Origin of the sequence: Thiocapsa marina 5811 (assembly GCF_000223985.1) — a bacterium.
Taxonomy (GTDB): Bacteria; Pseudomonadota; Gammaproteobacteria; order Chromatiales; family Chromatiaceae; genus Thiocapsa; species Thiocapsa marina.
This window is the reverse complement of record NZ_AFWV01000010.1, coordinates 115,063-127,089: the sequence shown is the minus strand read 5'-3', so window position 1 is coordinate 127,089 and position 12,027 is coordinate 115,063. Positions and strand designations below refer to the sequence as shown.

Annotated in this window: 12 protein-coding genes; 4 read left to right on the top strand and 8 right to left on the bottom strand. The window is 66.8% G+C overall.

Going from position 1 to position 12,027, the window contains the following annotated elements:
- Positions 1-25: 25 nt before the first annotated feature.
- Both THIMADRAFT_RS15445 and THIMADRAFT_RS15440 read left to right on the top strand, forming a co-directional pair.
- Positions 26-310: an RnfH family protein gene (locus tag THIMADRAFT_RS15445; protein ID WP_007194003.1), complete on the top strand. Its 285-nt coding sequence runs from the start codon at positions 26-28 to the stop codon at positions 308-310.
- 138 nt (positions 311-448) lie between these two features.
- Complete coding sequence (locus tag THIMADRAFT_RS15440; RefSeq protein WP_007194002.1) at positions 449-1,072, top strand: NUDIX hydrolase; 624 nt, start codon at positions 449-451, stop codon at positions 1,070-1,072.
- 51 nt (positions 1,073-1,123) lie between these two features.
- Here the strand turns inward: THIMADRAFT_RS15440 and THIMADRAFT_RS15435 are convergent, their stop codons facing one another.
- The 4 genes from THIMADRAFT_RS15435 to THIMADRAFT_RS27970 form a co-directional block, all read right to left on the bottom strand.
- Positions 1,124-2,197: a glycosyltransferase gene (locus THIMADRAFT_RS15435; protein WP_007194001.1), complete on the bottom strand. Its 1,074-nt coding sequence runs from the start codon at positions 2,195-2,197 to the stop codon at positions 1,124-1,126.
- Positions 2,198-2,380: 183 nt separating this feature from the next.
- Positions 2,381-3,484 carry a glycosyltransferase gene (locus THIMADRAFT_RS15430; protein ID WP_007194000.1) on the bottom strand — a complete coding sequence of 368 codons (1,104 nt, stop codon included), beginning with the start codon at positions 3,482-3,484 and terminating at the stop codon, positions 2,381-2,383.
- Positions 3,481-4,518, bottom strand: coding sequence for a glycosyltransferase family 9 protein (locus THIMADRAFT_RS15425; RefSeq protein ID WP_007193999.1), 1,038 nt, complete (start codon positions 4,516-4,518; stop codon positions 3,481-3,483). The genes THIMADRAFT_RS15430 and THIMADRAFT_RS15425 overlap by 4 nt, the downstream gene beginning before the upstream one ends.
- Positions 4,515-5,861, bottom strand: a complete 1,347-nt coding sequence (locus THIMADRAFT_RS27970) for an O-antigen ligase family protein (RefSeq protein ID WP_007193998.1) — start codon at positions 5,859-5,861, stop codon at positions 4,515-4,517. Before THIMADRAFT_RS27970 ends, THIMADRAFT_RS15425 begins: the two co-directional genes overlap by 4 nt.
- A 154-nt stretch (positions 5,862-6,015) precedes the next feature.
- Between THIMADRAFT_RS27970 and THIMADRAFT_RS15415 the strand changes: the two genes are divergently transcribed.
- A complete protein-coding gene (locus tag THIMADRAFT_RS15415; protein ID WP_007193997.1) occupies positions 6,016-7,176 on the top strand; it encodes a glycosyltransferase in 1,161 nt (386 codons plus the stop codon).
- A gap of 232 nt (positions 7,177-7,408) precedes the next feature.
- On the opposite strand, the gene THIMADRAFT_RS15405 is transcribed toward THIMADRAFT_RS15415, so the two are convergent.
- Both THIMADRAFT_RS15405 and THIMADRAFT_RS15400 read right to left on the bottom strand, forming a co-directional pair.
- Complete coding sequence (locus THIMADRAFT_RS15405; protein WP_007193995.1) at positions 7,409-7,783, bottom strand: type II toxin-antitoxin system VapC family toxin; 375 nt, start codon at positions 7,781-7,783, stop codon at positions 7,409-7,411.
- A complete protein-coding gene (locus tag THIMADRAFT_RS15400; RefSeq protein WP_007193994.1) occupies positions 7,780-8,016 on the bottom strand; it encodes a type II toxin-antitoxin system Phd/YefM family antitoxin in 237 nt (78 codons plus the stop codon). Before THIMADRAFT_RS15400 ends, THIMADRAFT_RS15405 begins: the two co-directional genes overlap by 4 nt.
- 285 nt (positions 8,017-8,301) lie before the next feature.
- Between THIMADRAFT_RS15400 and THIMADRAFT_RS15395 the strand changes: the two genes are divergently transcribed.
- Positions 8,302-8,871: a DUF29 domain-containing protein gene (locus THIMADRAFT_RS15395; protein WP_007193993.1), complete on the top strand. Its 570-nt coding sequence runs from the start codon at positions 8,302-8,304 to the stop codon at positions 8,869-8,871.
- A 52-nt stretch (positions 8,872-8,923) separates the two neighbouring features.
- Here the strand turns inward: THIMADRAFT_RS15395 and THIMADRAFT_RS15390 are convergent, their stop codons facing one another.
- Positions 8,924-10,045 (bottom strand): glycosyltransferase, encoded by a 1,122-nt coding sequence (locus tag THIMADRAFT_RS15390; RefSeq protein WP_040731726.1) that lies wholly within the window; start codon positions 10,043-10,045, stop codon positions 8,924-8,926.
- Positions 10,046-10,047: 2 nt separating this feature from the next.
- Complete coding sequence (gene asnB, locus THIMADRAFT_RS15385; protein WP_007193991.1) at positions 10,048-11,877, bottom strand: asparagine synthase (glutamine-hydrolyzing); 1,830 nt, start codon at positions 11,875-11,877, stop codon at positions 10,048-10,050.
- Between the last annotated feature and the right edge of the window lie 150 nt (positions 11,878-12,027).

Here is a 12,027-nt window from a genome sequence, read left to right as displayed (position 1 = left end):
GTCTGAGCTTTCGAGGATCAGATCCATGCATGTCGGTGTCGCATACGCGGATAAGTTCAAGCAAACCTGGCTGAAGCTCGATGTTCCGGACGGGAGCACCGCCCGCGACGCGATCGAGCGCTCGGGTCTGCTCGAGCAGTTTCCGGAGATCGATCTGACCGAGAACAAGGTCGGCATCTTCGGGCGGCTGATCAAGCTCGAGACGCGTCTGAGCGACGGCGATCGGGTGGAGATCTACCGTCCGATTACCGCAGACCCGGAGACCGTCGAGCGACGCGACCAAGTCGGCGGCGAGGACGACGCCGATTGAGCATCGGGCGGGCAGCTCAAGGCGGCGCTTCGGCCCGGTTTGATTCGGTGTCCGCCATCTCGTAGCATCACCCCCATATCCTTGCGCCGTCGGCCCCAACCTTGAACCGGCGGTTTTCTCTCAAAGCAGAGACGCGCGATGTTGTCTGGGTTGACACATTGGATCGAACGACGACCTGCGTTGCACCGGGTCGCACTGCGTCTTTGGCGTCTCTTCCCGCCGAGACTGGCCGGCCTGCTCAAACGTTTCATGGCCCGCGACTGGATCGTCGGTGCCGTGGGCGTTTTGATCGATATGAGCCGGTCGCCCCCCGAGGTTCTCCTGATCGAGCACAGTTACCGCCGACGGGGCGCGTGGGGCCTGCCGGGAGGGTCCTTGGAATCCATGCCGCAGCGTCCCCGAGTCGCCACGGACGCCGGGCTGCCGGACGATGTGCTCGAGCGCACTATGGAGCGCGAGATTCTCGAGGAGCTCGGCATCGGGGTGACTGGAATTCGCTTGCTGCGGGTCGATGCGATGCCTTTCGTGGAAGAAGAGCCGGGCTCGAATCGGCTCGATTTCTATTTCGTCTGCCAGCCCGCGATGGGCTACGAGGCGCTGCGCCGGCAGATCGATTCCGGGGCCTTTGTTGCCCGCTCTCCCGAGGTGACGAGCGCCCGACTGGTGCCCCTGACGGAGCTCGAGCGCTACGATCTTTATTCCCCGCACGCCCGGCTCCTACAGATCGATCTGCCGCGTTTGCGCCCCCAGCTTGCCGTGTGAGACGGCCGAATTCCGGCCGGGGTTCAGGGGGCTGCCGCGGCGAGGATGCCGTCAGCGGGCAAGCTCCCGATAGAGGGCCAGATACTGATCCAGGATGACATCGCGACTGAAATCGCGCTGCACCCGCGCATGGCCGCGCTCGGCAAGGCCCGACATGAGCGTCGGGTCGGACAGGACCTCACGAATCCCCTCGGCGAGCCCGCCCGCATCCGCGCAGGGCACGGCCCACCCGTCTTCGCCATGCCGCACGATCTCCCTTGCCCCGCGAAAATTGGCCGTCACCAAGGGCTTGCGCCAGGCCCATGCCTCCAAGATGACGTTGCCCATCGGCTCCTCGTCCAAGGACGGGAAGACGACGAGATCCGCCATCTGCAGATAGGCCGAGGGATCCTTCTGCCATCCGGTCCAGACGATGCGCTTGTCTTGTCCGACCTCGATCGCCTGACGATGCAGATTTGGCCCCAAGGGTCCGTCGCCGACGACGACCAGGCGCAGCGGTCGTCCCGCGATCGTCTCCGGGAGCCGGGCCATCGCATCCACAAGATGCCGATGCCCCTTGAAGCCGACCAGCCTCCCCAAGGTGACCATCACCCACGCCGCGTCCGGAACGCCGTGCCGGGCACGCAGCTCGGCCACCCGCTCCGGGGCCACCGGATGCACCGGCTCGGCGAAGTTGTAGATGTGATGGACGCGATCCGCCGGCAGACCGTTCTGGACCATCCAGTCGCAGAGCTGCTTGGTGTTGCCGATCCAGCCGTGGGCGTGGCGAAAGGGGCCGAGTGCGTAATAGCCGCCGAGCCGGGCAAGATGGACCGGCCCTTTCGACGGGCTCAGGTGTGTCAACCGGGTGGCACGTCCCATATAGGTCTGGACGATGTCCGGGCGGACCCGGGCGATGGTCCGCGAGACGGCATCGTGCGAGAGCGGATCCCAGGTGGTGAGAAAGGGTAGGCGATGGACCTGGAGTGCCCCGTAGTCGAGATCGTCGAGACCGCTGCCGCGGCGGATCGCCAAGTCGACGGGGGCTCCGCGTTCGGCAAGCGCAAGGCTAAACCTGATCGCCCAGCGCTCGGCACCGCCGAGGGCCTTGCTGGCGACTATTTGGATGCTGGATGGATCGGACATAACGTGCTGGATTCGTCGTCGGTCTGTCGTTCCTGTCGGGTTGGATCGGCGTCATACGAAGCCGGCCGTCGTGCCGGGCGACTGTGTATGGCGTGTCTTCTGCGCTCGCCCGCGTCGGCCCGACGAGCGAAGACGATGCGGGAAGCCTGCGCACCGAGGCTACAAAGGTCAAGTCGCAATCCGTCACTCCGGCTTGGCGCGTGCACCTTCGGCCGGCAGCTCGCGATAGACCGCGAGGTTGCCTTCCACCATGGCATCGATGGAGAACTCCCGCGCCATCAGGGTCTGTCCGCCTGCGCCGAGTGCTCGACGCCGCGCGGGGTCGGTCAGGAGGGTCTCGATCGCCGCCCCCAGCGCGGTGATGTCGCCGGGGGGAACCAAGAGCCCGTTCTCGCCGTCTCGCACCGCTTCGGGGATACCGCCGACGCGGCTCGCGACGATCGGCACGCCCGCGCTCGCGGCTTGGAGCAAGGAGACGCCGAGCCCCTCCATGTGCGCCGGGTGAACGAGCAGATCCAGGCAGGGCATGAGCTCGGCGAGATCGTCGCGGAATCCGACGAGTCGGATACGCCCGGTCAAACCCTTTTGATCGATCTGTGCCGCGAGCGTGTCCGCGAGCGGCCCCTTCCCGAAGAAGAGCACTTGAAGACCGGGATAGCGATCCAGCAACGGGGGCAGGGCCTCGATTAGGTCGGCGTGCCCCTTGCGCTGAATCAGTTGGGCGACGACGCCGATCAGGAGCGCATCCTCGGGCGCCCCGAGCCGGTCGGCGATCGAGGCGCGTGCGCAGGGTCGGGCGTAGGCGGCATAGTCGACCGCGCTGCGCACGACCCGCAGCGTCTCGGCGGGCAGTCCCTCGGCAAGCAGCACATCGCGAATCCCCTCGGAGATGGCCACGACCCGATCGAAGAGTCGGTACTTGAGCGCGACCATCCAACGCGGTTCGGGGTTGTCGACCCGGCGGGTGTGGACGACGGGTACACCGGTGAGGCGTGCGGCGATGCCGCCCATGACGTCGGCACCGATACGGCTGTGCAGGTGGATCAGATCCGGTCGGCTCGCACGGATGAGGCGTCTCAGGCGTACGACCATCGCCAGGTCCAGATCGCCCCCCATCGGCAGGCCGTAGACCCGCGCGACGGGCGCCGCGGCCTCGGCCAGCGCGCATCCGGCGGGGCAGGCGAGCAGATTCTCGTGACCGCGTGCGGCGAGCCCGCGCAGCAGGTGCAGGACCTGATAGGCCCCGCCGTAGAGGTGACGCCCGCCCTCGACATGGAGGATCCTCACGGCGCGGCCCCGAGCACGTCGCGGGCCGCGTCCAGGACCTCGTCGATCGTGATCAGACGCATGCAGGTGAAGGCCCCGTCGCAGGTCGGGCGACGTTTGCAGGGCGAGCAGTCGAGCTTGTGATACAGCACCCGGGCGTTGGCGCGGGTGGTGTCGAGATAGGGACAAGTCGAGCCGAAGAGGAGCAGGCTCGGGGTACCGAAGGCGATGCCCATGTGACCCAGGCCCGTATCCACGCCGATCAGGAGCGATGCGCGCTCGATCAGGGCTGCGGCCTCCATGAGGCTGGTGCGGCCGGCGAGGTCGAGCAAGGGGACGTCGGCCGCATCGCGGATCCGTGTCGCGGCCTCCCGGTCCGCCGGACCGCCGAGCACGACCGGCGTCAAGCCGAGATCCGTCTGGATGCGCGCCGCAAGCGGTGCCCAACGCTCCTCGAGCCAGTGTTTTTGGGGCCGCGTCGTAAAGGGGCAGAGCACCGCGAAGCCGGCGCTCGGGGCATGCTCGGCGATGATCCGATCGGCGAAGTCCACCTCGGCCTCGCCGTAGTGTACGGCCATCGCAAAGTCATCCGCCGGCAGGCCCAAGGTCTGCGCCAGATAGAGATACTCCGAGCCGATCCGCCGCGGATCCCCGCCGCGATCAATCGTCCGGGTCATCAGCCATCGGCTGCCCTCGCGCGAGCCCAAACCGATCCGCTCGCGGGCACCCGAGAGTCGCGTCAAGGCGCCGCTCTTCAGCAATCCCTGCAGGTCGATGGCGAGGTCGAAGCGCCGCTCGCGCAGAGTCGTTCGCAGCGCCGCGATCTCCGATATCAGCTCGCGCAGCCGCCGCTCGCGCCACAGGCGCCGCCAGTGGCCGAGCGGGCAGACGACGACCTCGTCCAGATCCGGGTGTCGGTCCAGCAGGGCGCGATACTCGGGCTGCGCCAGCCAGGCGATGTGCGCCTGCGGATAGGCACGCCGCAAGGCCGCGATCAGGGGCGAGGCGAAGACGATGTCGCCGATCGCCGAGAGCCTGACGACAAGGATCTTCACCCGCGGTCGTGCCCCGAGGGCTCCGTCAGCCTTGCGAGACGGAAGCTGTAAGCGGACCCTGCGAGCAGGATCCAGAAGACCATCCAGTCGCTGCGCACCACGCGATAGTTGAACAGATTCCAGATCAGGACGAACACGAGCGTGACCAGAAAGAGACGGCAGAGATCCGCCGGGAGCCGCCCGGCGCGACATTCGTTGCCGGTCGAGCGCGCCAGCGCCCAGACGAGCGCGACTGCCAACAGGAGACCGACGGCACCGAACTGAAACAGGGTCTCGGCATAGGCGTTGTGCAGATGCGGCAGCCAATTGACGTTGTCCAGGAGGGTGTCCGTGCGCCCGCTGGTCGCGATCCACTCGCGACTGGTGCCCGCTCCCCAGCCGAACCAAGGGCGTTCGCGCCATTTCTCGTAGGTGAAGAGCAGTGCATTCACGCGCAGGCCGACCGGATCGGAGGTCACCTCGGTCACCTCGCCGCTCATCACCTGTTGCAGGGTATCGGTTTGGTCGGTGAGGCGCATCTCGATCGTCCGATACTGACTCGACAGGATGACCCCGAGCGCGATGGCGCCCAACAGGATCGCCGGCCAACGTCGGCGCCTCGGTGCTGCCGTCGTCGCCCGTCGCGCCCGCCACTCGAGAAGCACCAAGACCGCCAGAGCGCCGAGAAAACCGAGCCAAGACCCGCGCGACTGCGACAGGAGCAGACCCTCGAGCATGATCAGCAGCCATACGGCCCAGAGCGACGTCGCGAGCCAACGCTGCCAAGGGCGGTCGCGCTCGGCCCAGAAGGCGCGGCGTGTCGCGATGAGCCCGAGTGCGCCGAGTCCGGCGAACATGCCGAAGGCGATCGACGGAAGGTAAGCATCGAACCGCGTCGAGAAAAAGGCGGCGTCGAAGGTCGCCCAGTCGATCTTGCGAAAGGTCGCGAGGGTGAAGCCCGCGAGCCCCAGCATCAAAACCAACCGCACCCGATCCGGACGTCCGGCGACCCAGTAGGCGAGCGGGATGAAGAGCAACAGCTTCACCCAATCCGTCCCGTTGTCCGCGACCGCTTGCGCGAGCGTGGGGGTCGGCTCCAGGAAATAGGCGATCAGACTGTGCACCGCGACATAGACGCCGAAGGTCAGGGCTATCAGGGCAACCGGGTCCCGTGCAAGCACGCGCCAAGCGTCGAATCGGATCAGGAAGACAAGCGTCAGCAGAATCAGGCCGACGGTGGCCGGCGTGATCCCCAGCAGCCCGAAGAATGTGAAGACATAGAGTCCGACGAGGCCGGCGCGCGACCAACCGTCGGTGACGGGGACGCGCGGCGTCGGACGATGCGGCTGGGACACGATCGGCATCTCGAAAGGTTGTCTGGGTGAGGGTGTCGTCTCGGGACAGGTATGATACGCGGGATCGCTTCACCTGGCGCACCGGCGCGCTGCCCCGGATTCGGGCCTCAACAACGCCTCGACCCCGCCGATCGGCTGTGTCGAGACATGATGGATACCTGCCATGTCCCCGTCGGATCAACCCACCGCCGAGCCGTTGCCACAGCCAGTGCTGCGCCCGGTCTGCCTCTTTATCCCGAGCTTCGGCGACGGCGGGGTGGAGCGCATGATGGTCAACATTGCTCGCGGGATCGCCGATCAGGGCGTCCCGGTCGACTTCATGGTCGGCCGGCGCGAGGCGCCCTTTCTGGACAGTCTGCCTCCAACCGTGACCATCCATGCGCTCGGCCGCGTACCGCCGAGGGAGCGGCAGCGCTTCCTCGCCGAGTATGTCGCGCGCAGCCGACCCGCGGTTGTCCTCTCGGCCAAGACCGAGGACGATCGCATCGCGCTCGCGGTGAAGGCGACCGCGTCGACCGACACTCGGTATTTCCTGCGTCCCGGAACCACCATGTCCGAGCGCTGGCGTGCGCGCGGGAAGAATCGGCTCAAACGCTGGTGGGAGCAGCGCGAGCTGCGTCATCTCTTCCAACGGGCGGACGGGGTCGTCGCCGTGTCTGAAGGCGTCGCGGCCGACATCGCCGAGGTCACGGGTATCCCGCCGAGTCGCATCCGGGTGGTGCGCAACCCCAACATCACGCCCGAGTTCTATGCCCAAGCCCGGGAGCCGCTGGATCACCACTGGTTCGGCCCCGACCAGCCGCCCGTCATCATGGGTGTCGGCGGCCTGCGCACCCAGAAGGACTTCTCGACCCTGATCAAGGCGTTCGCCCTGCTGCGTGCAAGCCGGCCCTGTCGGCTGATGATCCTCGGACAGGGCCGCCAGCAGGGGCGCCTCGTGCGCCTCGCGCGGGATCTGGGCGTTGCCGAGGATGTCGCCCTGCCCGGTTTCGAGCCCAATCCCTACCGTTTCCTTGCGCGCGCCAAGCTCTTTGCCCTCTCCTCGCTTTGGGAAGGCTCACCCAATGTCCTGACCGAGGCGCTCGCGTTGGGCACGCCCGTGGTCTCGACCGATTGCCGCAGTGGACCGAGGGAGATCACCCGCGACGGTGCCTTCGGCGCACTGGTGCCCGTCGGCGATGTCGATGCACTGGCGGCCGCCATGGAAGAGACCCTGCGCAACCCCCGGCAGCCCGATGTCTTGAAGGAAGCGGTGCAGGAGTATCGGATGGATATCAGCGCACGGCGCTATCTCGCGGCCTTCGGGCTGATCGGCGAGGGTTGATTCGATAGCAGTCCGGACCCGCCGCGGGATTGGTCATGGTGTGGATTCGAGACGCACGCCGGGGCTGTCCCTTCGGTCGGTGGTTCGAAGATCTCGACGCCTTTCTGAATGCCGATCTCGACACCGGCGAGGTCCTCCTGCGTGACTACGTCGACGCGACCGGCGAATTCCGCAAGCAGCTCGGGGCGCAGCTCCACAAGATAAAAACATCACATATCGCGTTCAAAGCGGTTCAAGGTCGCCTGAGGGCGACGCTGTATTCGCTCCAGACGGCATCGGCGGAGACCGCCATCAATCCCTCGGTGCGTGCCTGGGCAATGATCAATCGGTCGAAGGGGTCTTCGTGAAAGCCGGGGAGGCACTCCGTCTCGATGACATGCGCATCGTTGATCATCAACAACGAAGCACCGGCGTCAAGACTTTGATCGCGGAAGGTGACGGGGTCAACCGAGAGCTTTCCCAAGCGGTGTTTGATCGCCACTTCCCAAACGCTGGCGACGGAAACCATGCAAGCCGTTGTCGTCATGAGCTCTCGCGTCTGCTGCCCCAACCGCGCATCGCCCAGCAACCACCACAGCATGATCTGGGTGTCGAGCAGCAGTCTCATGCGCCGTCGAAGAGCTTGCCGACGTCGGCATCCGCCTGCTCGCCAAAGGCTGCATCCACGTCCAGGAAATGTCCGGATAAGGCCCCCCAATGGCGCAAACCGGGCGAGGCCGCGCATGGAACCAGCCGAACCTGGGCTTGGCCATGGCTGGCGATGATGACTTCTTCGCCGGAAACCGCTGCCTTCACCAGCTTCGAAAGTTGATTTTTTGCTTCCAACATATTGACTTGCATGGCCGCCTCTCCGCTTTTCCGAGATCATCATAGCCAAAATGGCCAAGTTAGCCAAGCCCGGAAAGGGCAGTTTATTCTCGCTCACGGCTTTGGATCGCGCGAAACAAGGTGTCACCAAACCGTGCCCAGACGTGGGATCGGGGTCAAGGACCGCAGGCTGGGGTGAGGAACGACCCCGGCATCTTCGGCGCCGCGGTCACGCCGGGGTTCGCTCGCCACATCCCAGCCTTCGGACTCACCATTCGGTTATCATCACTCCATGGTTGGCTATCGTAGGCACCGCTTATGAGTCACGCGTATGAGCAAGATTTCTTCTCTTGGACCCGGGAGCAGGCCGCGGCGGTACCCGAAGGGAATCTCGGGCGTATGGATCGCGAGCATCTGGCTGGAGAGATCGAAGAGATGGGACGCTCCGAGCAACGCGCACTGGCTGAGCGCATGGCGGTCATCGTCGCGCACCTCCTGAAGTTGGAGGTGCAAACCGAGCGAACGCCGACTAACGAGAAAGGTTGGCGCAACTCCGTTGCAACCCAACGTCGCCAAATCGAACGTCTCCTCGCAAAGAATCCGGGGCTTCGCAATCCGGCCATCCTGGCCGATGCACTGGAATCGGCATGGGACGATGGCCGCGATTGGGCAATTCGCGAGACCGGGCTGGATCCGGAACAGTTCCCAAGCGAGCCGATCTATACCGAGCGCGCGTGGGTTTTTCGGAAAGCAGGGTGCGTCCCGCGCGCGTCGGGGCAAGGCGCGCCGACGAGGCGTAGCGGCCCCTACGGCGAGGAGGCGCAACGCCGGCCCGGCGTGCGCGGGGCCTGCAATGCGGCGAAAAATCCACGTGCGCTCGGTATATGATCTATCCGGGATTCTCGGCGAGTCTTGCTGACTCGCGAAGAACCCATCGCCCCTACCCCGCCCACCGCGGCAGCCGCATGGCATCCAGATAGGCATCGGTGCTCGCCTCGATCTCGTAGGGTCGGGCGGCGTCGCGAAGGATCGTCTGCGGCGGCGGAGCGTCCAGTGTCTGCATCATGGCCGCCGCCAAGGCGTCGGCGTCGCCGACCGGCACCAAGGGGCCGATGCGTCCGTCCTGCAGGATCTCGCGCGGGCCGCTCGGGCAATCGGTCGCCACCACGGGCGTGCCGACCGCGAGTGCCTCGATGATGACGAAGCCGAGGCCCTCCCAGCGCGATGTGAAGGCGAAGAGATCCGCATGGGCCATGAAGGCATAGGGCTCGTGGACGAAGCCGGGGAGGGCGACATTCTCGGCCACGCCCAGCTCGGCGGCGAGCGCGAGCAGGCGTTCGCGGGCGCGGCCTTGACCGAGGATCATGAGTCTGCACGGACGCTCGGCCCGCACGCGTGCGAAGGCACGCAGCAAGGTCTCGAAGTCCTTGCGTCCGCATAGCTCGCCCGCGCCCAAGATCAGAGGCAGGTCGGATCGGCCGAACCAGGGGTGATCCGGACGCGCCAAGTCATCCGTGAAGAGCGACGCCGGCACCACGGGCGAGGGCACGACGCGGATGCGCTCGCGCCGCAAGCCGGTGTAGCGCGCCATGTCGTCGGCCACGCCGGCGCTGGTCACGATCACCTGATCGGCGAAGGGATAGAGTCGGCCCATGGAGGTGCGCTGGACCCAGCGCTCGAGCGCGCCGCGGGTCGCCAGATCGATCGAGATGGTCGTGCCCGAGCTGAAGACCAGGCGCGTCGGAACCCCGGCGAGCCAGCGGGCAAGGAGTGCGGTGCGATTCACGCGATCCTTGTCCGAGAGCATCACCGCCGGGCGCTCGCGGCGCAGATACCGCACCAGCGCCGGCAGGCAGGCGTAGGTGTGCCGCGAGCCCAGATCGACCACCGAGACCCCGTCCGTGATGGTATCCAGATGCGGCCCATGCCGACGGACCTTGAGCAGATCGACTCGATAGCCCCGATGCGCCAAGGCGGGGATTAAATGCTTGGCCGCGCGGTCGACCCCGCTGTGACCGGAGGTCGAGAAGAAGCAGGCAATCCGTGGGACGCGCGTCGCCATGGTCAGGTGCCGCTCGCGATCCAATCCAAGGGGTCCTCGTCGGGCGAGGGTGTGAGTCCGGGCTGCTCGATGAAGAGCCGATGCCAGATCGCGAACTGCATCAGGCCGAACAGCTCGCGACTGCCGCCCTTTCCGGCCTGACGTGCGGCGACCAGAGCAGGAATGGCATCGACGCGAAACCACTCGCGGATGCCCCGGTTCTGGGCCAGACGCTCGCCGACACGGGCCGCGACATCGCCGGTCAGCCAGTCGCCGACCGGGACATGGAAACCGCGCTTGGGACGCGTCAGGTGTCCCGGCGGCAGCATGGGCTCGGCCCAGTGCTTGAGCAGCCATTTGCCCTGATGGCCCTTGATCTTGAGCCCATCGGGCAGCGACAGGCCGAATTCGACGATGCGATGGTCGAGAAAGGGCACACGCCCCTCCAGCCCGAAACCCATCATCATGCGATCGGTCTTCACCAGCAGGTTGTCCGGGAGGGCCGTGACCAGGTCGGTGTACTGGCGACGCTGCAGGTCGGACCAGCCCTTCGGCGTCGACCGCCAGGCATGAAGAAAGGGCGCGCGATCCGGTGTCCCGACCGACCCGAGCGCCGGCCCGAGCAGCTGTCGCGACCAGTGTCCCGACCACTGACCGCGGGTGCGGAAACCGCCGCTGCCCGGGCTCAGCAGACCCTTGATCCAGCGCTCGGCCGGCGGCGGGCGATACCGGCCGTATCCGGCGAAGACCTCGTCGCCGCCCTCGCCCGAGAAGACCACCTTCAGATCTGCCGCGGCGGTTTGGGCCAGGATCGAGGTCGGCAGGTTGGCATAGTCGCGCATCAGCTCGTCGGCCGCCCAGACCGTATGCGGGATGCGTGCGAAGACCTGATCGAGCTCGAGCTCAAGCGGGCGGTGATCCAGTCCGAAGTGCGCCGCGACCCGCGCCGCCTCGTCCAGCTCGTGCGCCATCGCCGTGCCGCGATAGCCGACCGAGTAACTCTTGATGCGACCGGCCCCGTGGGTGTGCAGCAGCGCGGCCAGCACGGCCGAATCCACGCCGCCCGAGAGAAAGAGCCCGAAGGGGACGTCCGAGCGCATGTGCTCGCGCATGGCCGCGTGCATCAGGCCGTCCAGCTCGGCTTGCGCCTCGTCGAGGCCGATCGCGCGGGGCGCGCTATCGAGCGCCGACCAGAAGCGTCGGTGCTCGATGCGCAGATCTCGATCGACGATCAGGATCTCGCCGGGCGGCACCCGCCGGATGCCCTCCAAGATGGTCTCCTCGCCGCTCGCGAACTGATTCTGCAGGAATTGCCGCAAGGCGACCGGGTTCACGCGGGGCTGCCCCGGCAGGATCGGCAAGAGCGCCTTGATCTCGGAGGCGAAGGCGATGCGGTCGGGCAGGCGCACGTAGAAGAGCGGCTTGATCCCGAGCCGATCGCGCCCGAGGATCAGCCGCCCCTCCCGGGCATCGTGGAGCGCGAAGGCGAACATACCGCGCAGCTCGACGGGGAAATCCAGCCCGTGCACCGCGTACGCGTGCAGGATGGTCTCGGAGTCCGAATCGGTCCGCGGCTCGCGCCCCTGCGCACGCAGCGCCGCATTCAGCTCGATGTAGTTGTAGACCTCGCCGTTGGCCGCCAGCGCGAGCTGCCCGTCTGCCGAGACCATCGGCTGATGCCCGGTGGCGAGCCCGATGATCGACAGCCGTGTCTGCGCCAATCCGACCGGACCGCTGCAATGGATGCCGTGATCGTCCGGACCGCGGTGGGCCAGGGTCGCGGCCATCCCGGCCAGCTCGTCCGGGTTCGGGCGAGCCCCGCCGCGCAGCATGAAGCCGGCGATCCCGCACATCAGCGGGTCGCCTTCGGATCGGATGGTCGGGTCGAGACCTGCGGCATCGGATGGCTCGGTGGGCCCGGGCAGGAGCCTGCGGGCGCGGAGCGGGTGCAAGACCCCGCTGGATGTGCCCTCATTGTCGAACGACGGGCCGGACGCTGACAA